Source organism: Mesorhizobium sp. ESP6-5 (assembly GCF_020164695.1).
In the GTDB taxonomy this organism is placed as follows: domain Bacteria; phylum Pseudomonadota; class Alphaproteobacteria; order Rhizobiales; family Rhizobiaceae; genus Mesorhizobium; species Mesorhizobium australicum.
In genome coordinates this window covers 34,834-50,816 of record NZ_JAIUGR010000009.1, presented here as the reverse complement: position 1 = coordinate 50,816, position 15,983 = coordinate 34,834, and the positions used below count along the sequence as shown (strand labels likewise).

The window sequence follows — 15,983 nt, the reverse complement described above, 5'->3', positions numbered from 1 at the left end:
CTGAAATTGCCCGGCATGATGGAAAACCAAATTTAAGTACTTTCTACTAGGATCGGCCGAGGGTTAGTCCCGAGAAAGGTATTTGGGTCACTTGGCCAGCACTGCATCCAGTCTCAGCCGGTTGAGACACTCGGTATTTTCTTTCGCGAACCTGCCGGCGGCGATCGCTTTTGTGGTGCTTGTGATCTGCGCCATTCTCGCCGACCGCGAAAATAGGATCGTTTCAGACCAATTGGCGCGCGCCGACGTCTTGGCCAAGGTGAACATCATAAGGGCCAAGCTGGAAGGCAACATCAACGGTAACCTCCAGCTTACGCGCGGCCTCGTTTCGGCGATCGTGACCGAGCCCTATATGGGGCAACAGAGGTTTGCGGCACTGGCAAGCAACCTGTTCGAGCAGAAATCTCAGCTGCGCAACATCGCCGGCGCGCCGGACCTCGTTATCTCGCTCATGTATCCAATGGCTGGCAACGAAAAGGCCATCGGCCTCGATTACCGCAAGAGCGATGCCCAACGCACCGCCGCCCTCAGGGCGCGCGACCTGCGGGTGCCCGTGCTGGCCGGTCCAGTCGACCTGGCGCAAGGAGGGCAGGGCTTCATCGGCCGCTTTCCGGTGTTCGTGAAGACGGCGGGGGGCGGCGATCGCTTCTGGGGCATCGTCTCGGTCGTCGTTGACGTCGAGCGCCTCTACAAGGCAAGCGGTCTTACCGACGGTGATCTCGACATCGAGATCGCCCTGACCGGCAAGGACGGCCTTGGCGGGACGGGTGATCGCTTCTTCGGTGGCGAGAGTATAACGCGCGCCAACCCAGTGACCGAGACGGTGCATCTGCCCTCCGGGTCCTGGCAGATCGCGGCGATCCCCAAAGGGGGCTGGGCCGCATCGGCGAAGAATCCCTGGACCTTGCGGGCCATCATGGCATTGGCCGGTGCGCTTGTGGTGCTGCCCATTCTCGTTGCGGGGCGGCTGTTTGGCGAAAGGCAGAAAAACTTCGCCGAGCTCAGGGGATTATCCGGTCGCCTTGAACTCGCGCTGGATGCGTCAGGGATCGGTGTCTGGGAGCACAACATCGCTACCAACGAGCTGGTGTGGGACGACCGCGTCAACGAAATATACGGTAAGCCGGCTGACCGGAAGCCGCGCGGCTATGATGACTGGGCGTCAGTGATTCATCCGCAGGACATCGAACGGGCGCAGCAGGATTTCGATGCCGCGGCGGCGGTGAAGGGACCCTATTCCTCGCAATACCGGATTGTCCATCCGAATGGAGAGATCCGGCATGTGCGCACGCGCGCGACCTATTTCCAGGAGCGCAACGACACGCCCAGGATGATCGGCGCCGAATGGGACGTGACAAGCGACGTCGTGCTCAACGAAAACCTTGTGCGAGAAAGGCAGTTGTCGGAGCTCAGGAACGCCGAGCTTGAAGTGGCCAAGGCGCGCATCGAACATGTGGCGCTCCACGATTCGCTTACCGGTCTGCCGAACCGCCGCTATCTCGACGACATGCTGGCGACGAGCACGCGTCCGGGAGAACGAACCGCGCTCCTGCATTTGGATCTCGACCGCTTCAAGCAGATCAACGACACGCTCGGGCACGCCGCCGGTGACGCCATGTTGATGCATGCCTCGAAGGTCATCACGGCCAATGCGGGACGAGCCGACTTCGTCGCGCGCATTGGCGGCGACGAGTTCGTGGTCATCTGTGCCAGGCGCGACGACGCCGAGCTCGCCGCACTGGCCGACCGCATCATCGAGGAGATGCGGCAACCCGTCGATTTTCGTGGCCACCAGTGCCGGTTCGGCGTTAGCATCGGCATTGCGACGAATACGGGCGAGGGGCTCGACGCACGGCAGCTCCTGGTCAACGCCGATCTTGCCCTTTACCGGGCGAAGAGCCGGGGCCGAAACCGCTACGAGTTCTTCAATGATGAGCTGCAAAGTGAAATCGTGGAGACCAAGCAGACCGCGGACGAGATCCTGGGTGGCCTCGAGCGCAACGAATTCATCGTTTTCTACCAGCCGCAGTTTGACGCCGGCACGTTGGAAATTGTCGGCGTGGAGGCCCTGGCACGCTGGCAGCACCCGACGCGCGGGATCCTGGGCCCTGACGTCTTTTTGAGGGTAGCGGAGGAGCTGAACGTCGTCGCGCTGATCGACCGAACGGTCCTCAAAAGGGCGTTGGCCGATTTTGAGCGCTGGCAGCTTCAGCACCTCGACATTCCACACGTTTCGGTCAACGTCTCGGCACGCCGGCTTGAGGACAAGGACCTGATCGATGGCCTTCGCAAGCTCAACATCGGCGAAGGCACGGTCTCGTTCGAACTTGTCGAGTCCATCTTCCTCGATGAGAATGACGACCTCGTCGCCTGGAACATCGAGCACATCAAGGACCTCGGTATCGACATTGAGATTGACGACTTTGGCACCGGCTACGCCTCGATCGTCAGTCTGCTCAAGCTTCAGCCGCGCCGACTGAAGATCGATCGCCAGCTGATCACACCCATCACCAGCTCGCTGCCGCAACGGCGTTTGGTGTCATCCATCATCGAAATCGGGAAATCGCTCGGAATCGAGGTGGTGGCCGAAGGCGTCGAGACGATGGAGCATGCGCGCATCTTGAAAGATCTCGGCTGCGACCTGCTGCAGGGCTACGCGCTCGGCCGCCCGATGGACGCCAAGGCTCTAGAACGCTTTGCGCAATCTCGCAAATGGCCGGCCACGGGATAGTTACTTCCAACGTCCTCCGGGCGTCGTCGCTCCGCTGGACGGAAGTGAGCGTACGGTCAGGGCCTCTAGCTGTGGTGGACTCACGGATGTGGTGGACCCACCGAGCCTCGCGTGATGATTGCGGTCCGCAGGACCAGCCTTTCCGGCGGTTGGATATCGCCTTCCAGGCGACGAATGAGCAGTTCCGCGACGCTATGGCCAAGTGCATAGACCGGCTGGTCGACGACGGTGATCGGCGGAGTTGTGACCCCGGTCCAATCCGCATCGTGAAAGGTGATCAGCGAAACGTCGTCGGGAATCTTCATGCCGCGTCGGCGAATAGTCCGCAGGATTTCCAGTGCAATGACACTGTCAGAGGCAAGTATCGCAGTGGGTCGGTCTGGCTGGGATAGCAGTTCTTCAGTGATCCTGCGTGTCGCCTCGGAGCTTGTCGCGCCGAGGCGGACGTGGCGCTCAGGTCGATCGACGCCGGCCCCGCTGCACGTGGTGAGGAAGCCATCGATGCGCTCGCGAACCGACGACGTGTAGATTTGCCGGAGGTCAAAATATTCGTGGCCCTTGGCTTCCACCGCAGTGACATAGGCGATCTTGCGATGACCGGCGTCTATGAGCACTCGCGTCGCCTGCATAGCGGCCTTGCGGTCGTCAACCGTGACAGTGTCGACATCCAGATCGGGCAGGGCTCGGTCAAGCAGGGCAAGCGGCCGACCGGAACGATGGATGTCGCGCAGATGGGCGATGTCGCGTGACTCCGAGGGTGTCACGATCAGCCCATCAACGCGCTTGCCGATCAATAGCCGTACAGCCGCTTTTTCCGCTTCGATCTTCTCGCCGGAATTCGCCAGAATGACGTTGAAGCCGGCCCCTTTCGCCACATCGCTGATGCCTCGCACCGCCAGACTGAAGAACGGATTCTCAATGTCGCCGACGACCACCCCGATGATGCCGGACCTTCCGGTCGTCATGCTGCGGGCGAGTTCGTTCGGCCGATAGTCGAGGGCCTTGGCGACCGCCGTGACGCTCGCACGGACCGTGTCGCTGACCACCCCATACCCGCCCAGCACGCGCGCGGCCGTCGCTTTCGAGACGTTTGCCGCTCGCGCAACGTCGGCGACCGTTTTGGGTCGGGCTCTGGATGGGGCTTTCGTCATCGTACGAACGACTACAAGAAATGTTGACGGGAGGTCAATCGGGCGATAGCTTTATCAATGAGACCGGTCTCATTAAAGAGAAACCGATCTCTTTTGCGGGGCATAAGCCGCAGTAGGGTGACGAGCCGGCTGAGGGGCGGCCAAGTCCGCAAGAAAAACAGACCTTCAGAGTGGAGAGAAGACGTGAACAAGTTCGGAACTCTTAGATGGCTGATGGCGCCGGCCTGGGCGGCCGCGGTGGCTCTTGCAATCGCATGTGTCGCAGCTTCTGTTGCCCAGGCCAGTGCGGCGCAAGACAATCCCTATGGGCTTATCGATGCCAAGATCATCAGCGTCGGCACAATGGGCGACGCGAAGCCTTACGCCTTCACCCAGGCCGACGGCACTTTCACGGGTTTCGACATTGAACTATTCCGGAATGTCGCCAGCCGGCTAGGATTCACGCCCGATGAGGTGATCTTCACCGGTCAGGAGTTTTCGGCCCTGATGCCATCGGTTGCCAACGGGCGCTTCGATGTCGCGGTGGCGGCGATCGGCACGACGGAAGCGCGCAAGAAGACCGTCGATTTTTCGGACGGCTATCTCGCCGGTTACCTGTCGGTGCTGACCGCCGACAAGGCGATCACATCGGCGGACGGGCTCAAGGGCAAGCGTCTCGGCGTCGTGCAGGGCACGCTGCAGGAAATCTATGCTGCGAAGAATTTCGTCGGAACCGATCTGGTCAAATTCCCAGACAACAATTCGGCCGTCTCGGCGCTCAACAACGGCACGGTGGACGCTCATTTTCTCGATTACGAGGCGGCCAAGGACTATGGCCAGCGCTACCCGGAGCTGAAGATCGCTGTCAATATTCCATCCTTCGACGCGCCTGCGGGCTTCGTCATTCGCAAGGGCAACGACAAGCTGCGTACTGCGCTGAACACTGCCCTGCATGCAGCCATGCAGGACGGCACCTGGAAAAAGCTTTATGAAAAGTGGTTTCCCGGTTCGCCGATGCCCGATCAATACCTCCCCAAGAAGTGAATACCCCAGCCGCCGGCCGGGTCGGCGGCTGGGAACCTCGCTGGCAGCATTTCGATGAGTTCGCACCCGCGCAATGAGAAGGGGACCGAATGAACTGGCTTGAAAACCTGCGTCGCAGTTTTCTCGACTGGCAAGCCATGGCCGACGTGCTGCCCAGCATGATCACCATCGGACTGAAAAACACCTTGGTCCTCGCCGCCGCTTCGACGGTGCTCGGTGTGGCAATAGGCATGGTCCTGGCAATCATGGGCATTTCCCAATCGCGTTGGCTGCGCATTCCCGCCCGTATCTATACGGATGTCTTCCGCGGGCTTCCGGCGATCGTCACGATCCTGCTGATCGGCCAGGGCTTCGCCCGCATGGGCCGCGAACTCTTCGGGCCGTCGCCTTATCCGCTTGGCGTTCTTGCACTCAGCCTGATCGCCGGCGCCTATATCGGCGAGATCTTCCGGTCGGGCATACAGAGCGTCGAACGCGGCCAGATGGAAGCCTGCAGGGCCCTCAGCATGAGTTACGGCCAAGGCATGCGCCTGATCGTGGTCCCGCAAGGCATCCGCCGCGTGCTGCCGGCCCTGGTCAACCAGTTCATAGGCAATGTCAAGGATTCGAGCCTGGTCTATTTCCTCGGCCTGCTCGCATCGGAGCGCGAGATTTTCCGTGTCGGCCAGGATCAGGCGGTGGTCACCGGAAATCTGTCGCCTTTGCTGCTGGCGGGCGTTTTCTATCTCGTCATCACCGTGCCCTTGACCCATGTGGTCAATCACATCGACAACCGGCTGCGGACTGGAAAGCAAAAAGCTGGCGTGGTCACAAGCGGCCTGGCCGAGGTAAGCGAACTGGAAAGCGCCACCAGCAGCCCATCGTCGGAGGCAAGTTCAGAATCCCATTCGGCGCGTCCCGTGTTCAAGGGCGGCAGTCTCGCAGTCAGCAAGCTGGATATGGCCTATGGCGAGCTCGACGTCCTCAAGAGCGTCAGCCTGAGGGTCAAGGCAGGTACGGTCACCTGCATCATCGGTCCCTCGGGTTCGGGCAAGTCGACCCTGTTGCGTTGCCTCAATCGTCTGGTTGAACCCAAGGGCGGCGACGTGTTGCTCGACGGAGCGAGCATCCTGGCGATGAAACCCGAGAAGCTGCGGCGGCGGGTCGGCATGGTGTTTCAGCAGTTCAATCTCTTTCCGGATCATACCGCCCTTGAAAACGTCATGCTGTCTTTGACCAAGGTCAAGGGCATCCCGGCCCAGGAAGCCTCGCGCGTCGCCGAAGCGCGGCTTGCCGATGTCGGCCTTGCCGCACGCAAACACCATCGCCCCGGCAGTCTTTCGGGCGGACAGCAGCAGCGTGTGGCAATCGCCCGCGCGCTTGCCATGGATCCGGAGGTTATCCTGTTTGACGAAGTGACCAGCGCCCTCGATCCAGAACTGGTCAAGGGGGTCCTCAATCTGATGGCGGACCTCGGTCAGCGCGGCATGACGATGGTCGTCGTGACCCATGAAATGGGCTTTGCCCGCAAGGTCGCGGACCAGGTCGTTTTCATGGACGAAGGCCGCGTCATTGAGGCCGGCACACCCGCAGCGATTTTCGATACCCCCAAGAGCACGCGTCTAAAGCACTTCCTGGCCGAAGTGCTTTGATTTGAAGCCGAAGAAAACCAGGACGAACCGGTCCGCTCACACTTCTCCACACAGAAAGAACATTCCATGCCTACACACCCGGTCTCAAAAGTCGTCGTTGTCGGGGGCGGTATTTTTGGAGTCTCGTCCGCCGTTCATCTGTCGCGGCTCGGCGTCGAAACTATACTCATCAACGACGGACCGCTGGCCAGTGGGGCGTCCGGACGCTCACTTTCCTGGCTCAACTCCTCACGCAAGCGCTCGGCTGAATATCATCAGCTGCGCATGATCGGCATCGACCGGTACCGCACCTTGGCGGCAAAATACCCTGATGCTGCCTGGCTGCGTTTCGACGGTGGTTTGACCTGGGATGCGGACGACGCCTCGAATGAGATCATGGAAGCTTTGGCACATGAAAAGAGCCTTGGATATGACGCGCGCCATTTGCTCGCAGGCGACATCCCTTCGGCGACGCCAGGCGTCGCGGCAAGCGCGGTCACGCCCCAGGGCGCGATTTTCAATCCGGGCGAAGGCTGGGTCGATCTTCCGTCGCTGATCAAATTCCTGGTTGGGGAATTCGTGGAGCGGGGCGGTCAACTCGTCACCGACGCGGGGCGCGCAACGGTGACACTCGCCGCTGGGCGCGCCACTGGCGTCGCGACGGAGATGGGCGCCACGTTTGCTGCCGATGCGGTTCTCTTGGCAACGGGCAGCGACGTGCCGCGCTCGGTGGCACAAACCGGCCAGCATATCGCGGACGGAACGCCGATCGCTTTACTGGTCAGGACCAAGCCTGTCGCCCTTCCACTTCGGGCGGTGCTCAACACGCCGCGGGTCGCTGTTCGCCCGACGCCGGACGGAGCTCTCGCTCTCGATTCCGCATGGTCCGAAGAAGAGGTACTCGTCAATTCCGACGGCACGTATGGCGTAAAAGCTTCGACCCTCCAGGGGCTTCTCGACGAAGCCTCGAAGGTGCTTGAGGGCAATCCGAAGCTGGAGGTGGAGACCTACGGGGTCGGTCCCAAGCCGATTCCTGGCGATGGCGAGCCGGTATTTGGTCGGCTGAAGCACACAGACGGATATTACGTTGCCTTCAGTCACAGCGGCGCGACGCTCGGGCTGATCGCGGGCGAACTGCTTGCAGGCGAGATTGCCACGGGAAACGAACATCCCTTGTTGGCCAAATTCCGCCCAGCCCGGTTCGGTTGAGGAAGCGTCGAATATGCTATCGACTGTCAATTCTTGAGGGACGGCAACGATCTTGTCTATCCATCCTGCGTGAAACTCGCTGGGCTGAAGCCGCCCGAGGGTGACCTCGCAACGACCTGCGAAAACATAATCAGACCGGACTAATGCCCGAGGCTGCAGCTCAATCACGGGTAAGGCCTGGATGCTCGCCGGGGGCTCTGAGGTCCCAACCCGGGAACAAACTGGACCGTCCTGCGTTGGGCAGCAAATGGAACAGCTTGGATCAGATTTGGCGGCGATGGCGCAACCTGGCTACTGGTTGGCTATGGTGTTTTTGTTCGTCCCTTACGCAATCGGCGTGTTGTTGCTGATCAGGTCGTGCCACTGCCTTTGACTTATCCGCCGGCGTTAATCTGCAGAGCGCCACGGTAATAGTGCAATGCACGATTGACCGAGTTCGCGCGATCAGTCACGTGTGACGAGCAGTCCGAGGTCTTCTTGCAGAGCTATCCGCACCCGCGCCCCAATTCCAGCCGGCTGGCGACTCCCTGCCGCGAGGATTGGTCGAGCTACCTGCGTCGATCGGCCCTATGCCGTCTGCGCAGGCTCATTGAGGTCGAACTCGATAACCTGTCCTCGATCGATCGCAGCTCTGGCAATAAGCGTTGCCAATTCACGATCAGAAGCGAGGCTTTCGCGGAAAACTGTTCGTATCGCCACCACGGCCGCCGATACTGACAGCGGCCAAGGTTTGCCTCGCCTGCAGTCAATATAGTGCTGAATAAGGTAGTCCAGATCACGGCGCTTTTGGCTCATCGCAGCCTCCATTCCTCGTGAACGTACAAGAACGAGCCCCGGCTGCACTTAGATTTGTTAAAGGCCCCGATTTGTTTTGCTCGAGAACAATTCAGCACAAGGGTGCTTGGCTAAGGAGAAGGTCCATCGTCTGATCGGAACCTCTCGCCTTGGCTGCTTCCGGTTGTCGCCTTCCTAGGTGGTTGTTGCCCCTACCATTGGGAGCCGCTGCCCTGCTCGTCTCAACTCGTCACCAAACGCGACCGCGCTGACGGCAAGTTTCGGACCGCGTCCTGGAACACAGCGTGGCTCTCTTGGTTTGGTCGCCAACGAATGCCAGTGACGCGAAAGAGAACCTCGATGCCCTCTGCGACGGCCGCAACTGTTTGGAGCGCCTCAGCCAGCACCGGCACCTGTTCATGAACGATGGTCTCGAATCACTGGCAAAAGCTATCGGCCGCGGTAGTGCAATCCTCTTCGTCGGGGCGGGTGTCTCGATCAGCGTTGGGCTTCCGTCTTGGGAAAAACTGATCGAGCAGATGGCAAAAGAACTTGGGATCGATGACGAGTTTTCGATGCGCCGCGACCGATTTCAAACTCTGGCCGAGTACTATCGGATACGGCATGGCAGCATCGGACCACTGCGCAGTTGGATGGACAGAAACTGGTCGGTCGCCAAGGATCGGATAGAAAAATCGGAGTTGCATCGCCTCATCGTGATGCTCAATTTCCCCATCATCTATACCACGAATTACGACCGGAATCTGGAACTGGCGTTCGAAATATACGGTCGACGATACGTCAAGGTGGCCAATGCACGGGATGTAGCTCAAGCCCGCCAGGGGGTCACCCACATCGTCAAGTTCCATGGCGACTTCGACGAGGATTCTTCTCTTGTCCTGACCGAAACGGATTATCTTGACCGGCTTTCCTTTAATTCCCCACTCGATGTGCGGTTTCGTTCCGATGCACTTGGCAGCACGATCCTGTTCATAGGCTATAGCCTCTCCGACCCGAACATCCGGTTGCTGTTGCATCGCCTGTGGCAAACCTGGCATCGATCTGGGTATGAAAAAGATCGCCCTCCTTCTTTCATTTTCATGACCAGCCGAAATCCTGTGGAGGAGGCGGTGCTTGGGCGTTGGGGTATTTCAGTGGTCGTCGGCGAACTCGATGATCCGCAAGCTGCTCTGGTGAATTTCCTCAGTCAATTGGCGGAAGCGGTTGAGCATGAGCCGAAGTTTCAACTGGCGGAGCCTGGTGGAACAATGCCGGCCGGGCGCACAAATGGAACGTCCGGCTCGGAGGGAGGTTAGGCGAGCCTCTCGAAGGAGCCCGCTAGATGGCAGAGAATTCCGTCCGAAATTTCAATCTCAATTTCGGTCCCCAGCATCCTGCGGCGCACGGCGTGCTACGCCTGGTTCTCGAGCTCGACGGCGAGGTCGTCGATCGTGTCGACCCTCATATCGGCCTGCTTCATCGCGGCACCGAGAAACTGATCGAAACCAAGACTTATCTCCAGGCGTTGCCATATTTCGATCGTCTCGATTACGTGGCACCGATGAGCCAGGAACATGCCTGGTGCCTTGCAATCGAGAAACTGATGGGTCTAGCCGTGCCGCGGCGTGGCCAGCTGATCAGGGTTCTATTCAGCGAGATTTCGCGGATACTTTCTCATCTGCTCAATGTCACCACCCAAGCCATGGACGTGGGAGCACTGACCCCGCCCTTGTGGGGGTTTGTCGAACGCGAGAAACTGATGGTCTTCTACGAACGGGCCAGCGGCTCTCGGATGCATGCCGCGTATTTTCGTCCCGGCGGCGTGCATCAGGATCTGCCGCCAGACTTGATAACAGACATCGGCAATTGGATCGACCCGTTCCGCAAAACCGTGGATGACCTGGACAGGCTGCTGACGGACAACCGCATCTTCAAACTCCGCAACGTGGACATCGGTCAGATCTCGCAAAGCGACGCCTGGGCGTGGGGTTTTTCAGGCGTGATGGTGCGGGGATCAGGTGCCGCCTGGGACTTGCGGAAGTCCCAGCCATACGAGTGCTATGCCGAGATGGACTTCGATATACCCGTCGGCAGGAACGGCGATTGTTTCGACCGCTACCTGGTGCGCATGGAGGAGATGCGCCAGTCGGCCAAGATCATGCGGCAATGTATCGACCTGCTCGCAAGCGAAGGACCTGGGCCGGTTTCCAATAGCGACGGCAAGGTCGTCCCGCCCAGACGTGCGGCAATGAAGCGTTCGATGGAGGCTTTGATCCATCATTTCAAGCTCTATACGGAGGGCTTTCGTGTGCCGGCCGGCGAGGTTTACGCGGCGGTGGAAGCGCCGAAGGGGGAGTTTGGCGTCTACCTCGTCGCCGACGGCACGAACAAGCCTTACCGATGCAAGCTGCGTCCTCCGAGCTTCGCTCATCTCCAAGCAATGGACCTACTCTGCCGTGGCCATATGTTAGCCGATGTCACGGCCATTCTAGGTTCACTGGACATTGTTTTGGGCGACGTGGATCGATAGTCCTGCGGAGCCGCCAGCCCAGCCGATGGCGACAGGTTTTCAGCAATGATGCCAGCGATAGCCTTACAGCTAGCCGCCGGTTGTCTTTATTAGCTCTTGAATTGGGATGCGCCGACCATGGCGGGCTTTGCCCGCGACGGCACGATGGTGTGCGTCACGCATGAAATGCGATTTGCTCGCGCGGTGGCCGACCGCATGATCTTCACGGATGGCGGCCAGATCGTCAAGGAAGGCAAGCCCGACAGCTTCTTCGGGACTCCCCGCATGCCCGGACCAAGCTGTTTCTCAGCCAGATTTTGAAGCAACTGACGCGAATTTTGCCAGGCCGCAGCCGGCGAGTTAGTGTGTCCGAGACACGCTCTTTTTTATGCTTTCCCTGGACATTCGCAGGGCGGCACAGCATTCATTGCTGTCGTATGTGAGGGTGAATTGGAAATTTTCGAGGGCATCGAGGCTTTGATAGACGTGCCCAACGCGGCAGCGGTGGAGCACGCGCGAGAGCTGTTAGCACGGCTAAGGGAGAGGTCAGGCGCTGCAACCGACACGATCGACCAGTTTCTGCTCGATCTGATGACGTTGAACTTTGTGGTCAAGTCCTGTCACCCGCAATTCCATGCGCCGGTCCGGAAAATGGCGCGAATTTGAGTGACAATGCTCAAGATGCTATGCGGAGCTCCCGCCTGAGAGCGCCCGCTGCGCCCGAGGCAACAGTTTCGACTTGCCGCTAATCCAGCAGGAACTTGCCGACACGATGGGATGTCGCTCGTCCACATGAACCGGACGCTTCAGGGATTAAGGAGCCGAGAGCTCATTACCACAAACGGCCACACGATCACCGTGGAGAACCCGAGGGCTCTTATGAAATTCGCCGCGTTCGATCCTTTGTATCTCCACCAGCAGGCTCACAAATTCAGGAGCTTGATGCAGGCAAAGGTCGCACAGCGTCTCTGCCAGACCGGGTTCGAAATGGACTATAGCAGCGAGAGGCTGTCCACCTCCTCATCAGTCTCTTCCCACGTTATGCAGAGCGCCTTGGCGTCGGCATCAGCTTGTGAGTCAGTTCGTCAACTGAGATGACGTCCGCCTCAGGCGTCTGGGAAACGGTATCGCGAGCCGTTGGTCCAGGAAGCTAATACCGCGCGTGTTCATCTAAGCGTGATCTGGCGATGATCTGCCTGCGGACGCTGTGCGGCCTGATCCAGGTCAGCAATGAGGGCAGTCGATGACGCTGACCGGGCTTGCCGACAGCTGGGCCTATACGATCTTCTCCAGCCAGCGTTACGCCATCCCGGTGCAGATCATCTGGGACGTCGCTTAGATCAGGGTCGTGAGTTAAGATCGAGACCCAACAAGTCAATGCATGACAGCAACGAAGGACAAGGAGAGGTGGGCCAAGCGGCTTAAAGTCGTGATCCAGGACGTTGGTCGTGGTGACTTAGAGACGTTCTATGTCCGTGTCGGAAGTCCATTCTGATTGATGTTTTCTTTCGCCATTATCTACGTGAAGATCAACCATCAAAAAGTTTTGGATTGACAAAAAGCCACAGCATAGCGGGTTGTCAGCAGTACTGAATCGAATTCGCATCATGGTGGCGTGGATGGTGGCCGGCGAGCCGAATGACGTGCGGGTGAAATCTGCCGGCACTGAGTGGATAGTCCGCGTCGTCGAAAGGGGCACGGCAATAGTTCACCTCTTCAAGGTTCAGACCTCGGCGGAAATCTTCGCCGATGTTGAAAGGAGCAGGCTCGGTTTGCCTGCACAGCCGCCGGTTGACAATGGCCCTTGATATCCGACCGCCGAAGAGACGAGGCCGAATGCTATGGCCAGGTTGCTGCGTTGTACTGAAGGAGAAAATCTGACGGGGAATCAAATGACGTGCAGGAAGTCAGTAAAGGCAGCGGATCGGACCGTTCTTTCCGGGCTGCAATGAGTCAATATCCGCATTTCAAATGCTGAAGATCTTCTCTGCGGGCGAAGGAAACCGCTCTCTCACGCACTCTCGAATTTGAAGGACGTCGAATGGATGATCCATCTGAAGCACAAGATTTCGTTCTCAAGGATGTTCTACAATTGACCGGTTATTCTGAGTATGCGGCTGTCGTAACCATAGTTGACGTGGGGGGAAGACGTCTTCGTCTGCACCTCAGCATCATCGGAGGAGAACAGCTTTGCGAGCGGATTGCGGAGGCGCTGGAGTGCCGGTATGGGACTTAAACCCACCGAACACCCAGAAGAGTCTTGCGCGACATCGCTGCAGATGCGGTTCAAACTGATCGACTACTTTGTGCTGAGATCCATCCGCTCGTGCTTGGGCGAGGCCTCCGGCTTGTCGACGATAGCGCTCCGTTAGCTAGACTCCTGCCTGACTCTGAGATCCCTTACAAAGCCAAGGTTCATCGGCTGTTCTTGCCGCAGTCATGGCCTCCCGGGACGGGCCCGGGAGGACCGCAGCCTTCGTTCTTGAATCAGGTCGCTTTGCCCGCCAATTGCGTCTCCTGGGGCGATCTGCGAATTCAAACGCCGCTCTGGTCTGCCCGCTGATCTCGCTGCGGCGGGCTCAGTTCCTCAGGAATCTCCTGCTCCTGGTCGATGGAAAGCAGCCCGTCGCGCAACGCGGCGCCCCGGATCTTGACGTGGTCGGCAATCCTGAACGCCTGCTCGGAATTGCCGGTGGCAAGGCCTTGGTGCAGGATCTGCCACCCTTCCTGCCTGGTTTCTTGTTAACCGGTGCCCGTCAGAACGGGCCGCGCTGGGTGAACTTAAGCTCATCTTCGGTAAACCCAGCCACCATCACGGGCATTGGGATAATTGTGCTCGCCGATCTTCTCGATGTTGTAGGCCGGCCAGTCCGGGCGCGGGCCACTGTCGAGCATGTTGCAAGCGACGGTCGTGCGACAGGAGGTGCATAGTCAAAGCTTCTCATGTCCGTATCCTCCGAAAAGCAACGTGGGTTCTCAACGCTTGCGAATGCTAGCCGCCGAGCCTGACGGCCTCGACGCTATTCGATTTGGGCTGAGGCGCCTTGAGAACTCAGCCCATACGGTTTCGCGGGGTCGCGCAACTCGACAATGAGTTTTACCTCCGGATTGGACGAAGTCACACGCCTACTCGCTGCTTCTTGCGAGCTTGGGCCTGTTTCACATGGGCTTCGCGCACCTGCGGCCTGGCGCTCACCTCGGGCACACCCACATCCCACCACGCATCACCAGGCGTCCAGGTGAAACCATCGGACACCAGCGTGATGACCGTCGTCCGGTCCGTTCCGAGGGCCCAATCGACGGCTTGACCGAGGTCCGCGAGGCTGTCGACGCGCCGCGTGAGTGCGCCCATCGATTCGGCGTGCTTCACAAAGTCGACGCTGAACGACTCCTTGACGCGGCAATCCTTGATTAGGTTGTTGAATGACGCCGCGCCCTTTGCATTCTGGAGGCGATTGATGACGGCGTAGCCGCCATTGTCGCAGACGATCACCACCATCTTATGGCCTGACAGGACAGTCGAATAAATGTCCGAGTTCATCATCATGTAGGTGCCGTCACCGATCATCACGATCGGGGTTCGGCTGGGATCGGCCAGCGCGGCGCCCCAGCCGGCGGCGATCTCGTAACCCATGCAAGAGAAGCCGAATTCGCAGTCGAACGTATTGGGCGCCTTGACGCGCCAGTTTTTCATGACCTCGCCCGGGAGGCCGCCCGCGGCCGTGATGACCAGGTCGCGTTCGCCTGCGCGCGCATTCACTATGCCGATAACTTGGGCGTAGCTGGGAACGGGCTGGTTGGTCGGCTGCTGATACCCGTCCAGCGCCTTGTTCCACTTGGCGAACTCTGTTCGGCCCTTCTCCGTCCATTCGCGTGGTGCTTGCCACTCAACGAGTGATTGCCCCAATTCGTTGAGCGTGGCGAGAGCATCGCCTACCACGGCCAAGGCACGATGCTTGGTCGCGTCCCAGCGGGCAGCGTTGATGCAAATGAATTTGGCGTCCGTTGCGAAAGCGCTCCAGGAGCCGGTGGTGAAGTCCATTAGACGCGTGCCGACGGCAACGATCACGTCCGCTGAAGCGGCAAGCGCGTTAGCCGACGTTGAGCCGACGATGCCGATGGGGCCGACATAAGCAGGATGATTGTGGCTTACGGTACTTTTGCCGGCGATCGTCTCACACAACGGAATGCCGTGGATGAGGGCCAGGTCGGCCAACACGTGCTCGGCGCCCGAATAACGGGCGCCGCCGCCAGAAATGATCAGCGGACGCTTGGCTGCCTTCAGCAGCTTCACCGCTTCAGCCAGCCGATTGGCGTCAGGGCGCGGTCGCGGGATCGCGTGCACGATCTCGGCGAAGAATTCCTCTGGGTAGTCCCAAGCCATCTCCTGGACATCCTGCGGCAGTGCGATGAATGCCGGACCGCAATCGGCGGGATCCAGCATCGTGGCTACTGCCTGGGGGAGGGATGAGATAATGCCTTCAGGATGGACGATGCGGTCCCAATAACGGGTCACCGCCTTGAAGGCGTCGTTCACATTGATAGTCGGATTGCCGAAGTGTTCGACCTGCTGCATGACTGGGTCGGGGCGGCGATTGATGAAAGTATCGCCAGAGAGCATCAGCACCGGCAGACGGTTCGAATGGGCAACACCGGCGGCGGTGACCATGTTGAGGGCGCCGGGGCCGATCGACGTCGCGGCCACCATGATCTGGCGGCGGCGCTTGGCTTTAGCGAAACCGATTGCCGCGAGGGCCATCGACTGCTCGTTCTGCCCGCGCCACGTGGGCAACCGATCCTGGACCGCTTCCAGCGCTTCCGATAGGCAGGTGACGTTGCCGTGCCCGAAGATGGCGAAGACGCCCGGAAAGAGCGGTACCCGCTCCCCGTCGACGATCGTGAACTGATTGCAAAGATAGCGGACCAAGGCTTGCGCCATGGTCAGACGGACGACTGACATTTGATTCCTCCGGGCA

At 59.5% G+C, this 15,983-nt stretch carries 10 protein-coding genes and 1 pseudogene; 8 read left to right on the top strand and 3 right to left on the bottom strand.

The features are described 5' to 3' along the window. Positions 1 to 121: 121 nt before the first annotated feature. Complete coding sequence (locus tag LB524_RS16295) at positions 122 to 2,731, top strand: EAL domain-containing protein (protein WP_263486636.1); 2,610 nt, start codon at positions 122 to 124, stop codon at positions 2,729 to 2,731. Between the two features lie 80 nt (positions 2,732 to 2,811). On the opposite strand, the gene LB524_RS16290 is transcribed toward LB524_RS16295, so the two are convergent. Beyond that, the gene (locus tag LB524_RS16290) at positions 2,812 to 3,882 is read right to left on the bottom strand and encodes a LacI family DNA-binding transcriptional regulator (protein WP_224528180.1); all 1,071 of its coding nucleotides are present in this window, start codon (positions 3,880 to 3,882) and stop codon (positions 2,812 to 2,814) included. 213 nt (positions 3,883 to 4,095) lie between these two features. Here LB524_RS16290 and LB524_RS16285 point away from each other — a divergent pair, with 213 nt between their 5' ends. The 3 genes from LB524_RS16285 (at position 4,096) to LB524_RS16270 (ending at position 7,724) form a co-directional block, all read left to right on the top strand. Beyond that, positions 4,096 to 4,905 (top strand): ABC transporter substrate-binding protein, encoded by an 810-nt coding sequence (locus LB524_RS16285; RefSeq protein ID WP_224528663.1) that lies wholly within the window; start codon positions 4,096 to 4,098, stop codon positions 4,903 to 4,905. Positions 4,906 to 4,994: 89 nt separating this feature from the next. Then, on the top strand, positions 4,995 to 6,536 hold the full coding sequence (locus tag LB524_RS28995) for an amino acid ABC transporter permease/ATP-binding protein (protein WP_141907393.1): 1,542 nt from the start codon (positions 4,995 to 4,997) through the stop codon (positions 6,534 to 6,536). Between the two features lie 66 nt (positions 6,537 to 6,602). Continuing rightward, entirely contained in the window at positions 6,603 to 7,724 is a 1,122-nt protein-coding gene (locus tag LB524_RS16270) for an NAD(P)/FAD-dependent oxidoreductase (protein ID WP_224528177.1), read from the top strand. A 567-nt stretch (positions 7,725 to 8,291) separates the two neighbouring features. On the opposite strand, the gene LB524_RS16265 is transcribed toward LB524_RS16270, so the two are convergent. After that, positions 8,292 to 8,519, bottom strand: coding sequence for a hypothetical protein (locus tag LB524_RS16265; RefSeq protein ID WP_141907391.1), 228 nt, complete (start codon positions 8,517 to 8,519; stop codon positions 8,292 to 8,294). 398 nt (positions 8,520 to 8,917) lie between these two features. Here LB524_RS16265 and LB524_RS16260 point away from each other — a divergent pair, with 398 nt between their 5' ends. The 4 genes and pseudogenes from LB524_RS16260 (at position 8,918) to LB524_RS16245 (ending at position 11,673) form a co-directional block, all read left to right on the top strand. Continuing rightward, positions 8,918 to 9,814, top strand: a complete 897-nt coding sequence (locus tag LB524_RS16260) for an SIR2 family NAD-dependent protein deacylase (protein WP_224528651.1) — start codon at positions 8,918 to 8,920, stop codon at positions 9,812 to 9,814. A 26-nt stretch (positions 9,815 to 9,840) separates the two neighbouring features. Further along, entirely contained in the window at positions 9,841 to 11,028 is a 1,188-nt protein-coding gene (locus LB524_RS16255) for an NADH-quinone oxidoreductase subunit D (protein ID WP_140792713.1), read from the top strand. A gap of 114 nt (positions 11,029 to 11,142) precedes the next feature. Further along, positions 11,143 to 11,330: pseudogene (glnQ, locus tag LB524_RS16250) on the top strand (glutamine ABC transporter ATP-binding protein GlnQ); the annotation flags it as partial. 127 nt (positions 11,331 to 11,457) lie between these two features. Further along, a complete protein-coding gene (locus LB524_RS16245; RefSeq protein ID WP_140792711.1) occupies positions 11,458 to 11,673 on the top strand; it encodes a hypothetical protein in 216 nt (71 codons plus the stop codon). A gap of 2,452 nt (positions 11,674 to 14,125) precedes the next feature. Here the strand turns inward: LB524_RS16245 and iolD are convergent. Further along, complete coding sequence (gene iolD / locus LB524_RS16240) at positions 14,126 to 15,967, bottom strand: 3D-(3,5/4)-trihydroxycyclohexane-1,2-dione acylhydrolase (decyclizing) (protein ID WP_224528175.1); 1,842 nt, start codon at positions 15,965 to 15,967, stop codon at positions 14,126 to 14,128. Between the last annotated feature and the right edge of the window lie 16 nt (positions 15,968 to 15,983).

Bases quoted from the DNA above. Each gene is read 5' to 3' on its own strand.
- LB524_RS16290 (WP_224528180.1), bottom strand. From the start codon at position 3,882: ATGACGAAAGCCCCATCCAGAGCCCGACCCAAAACGGTCGCCGACGTT.
- LB524_RS16285 (WP_224528663.1), top strand. From the start codon at position 4,096: ATGGCGCCGGCCTGGGCGGCCGCGGTGGCTCTTGCAATCGCATGTGTC.
- LB524_RS28995 (WP_141907393.1), top strand. From the start codon at position 4,995: ATGAACTGGCTTGAAAACCTGCGTCGCAGTTTTCTCGACTGGCAAGCC.
- LB524_RS16270 (WP_224528177.1), top strand. From the start codon at position 6,603: ATGCCTACACACCCGGTCTCAAAAGTCGTCGTTGTCGGGGGCGGTATT.
- LB524_RS16265 (WP_141907391.1), bottom strand. From the start codon at position 8,519: ATGAGCCAAAAGCGCCGTGATCTGGACTACCTTATTCAGCACTATATT.
- LB524_RS16260 (WP_224528651.1), top strand. From the start codon at position 8,918: ATGAACGATGGTCTCGAATCACTGGCAAAAGCTATCGGCCGCGGTAGT.
- LB524_RS16255 (WP_140792713.1), top strand. From the start codon at position 9,841: ATGGCAGAGAATTCCGTCCGAAATTTCAATCTCAATTTCGGTCCCCAG.
- iolD (WP_224528175.1), bottom strand. From the start codon at position 15,967: ATGTCAGTCGTCCGTCTGACCATGGCGCAAGCCTTGGTCCGCTATCTT.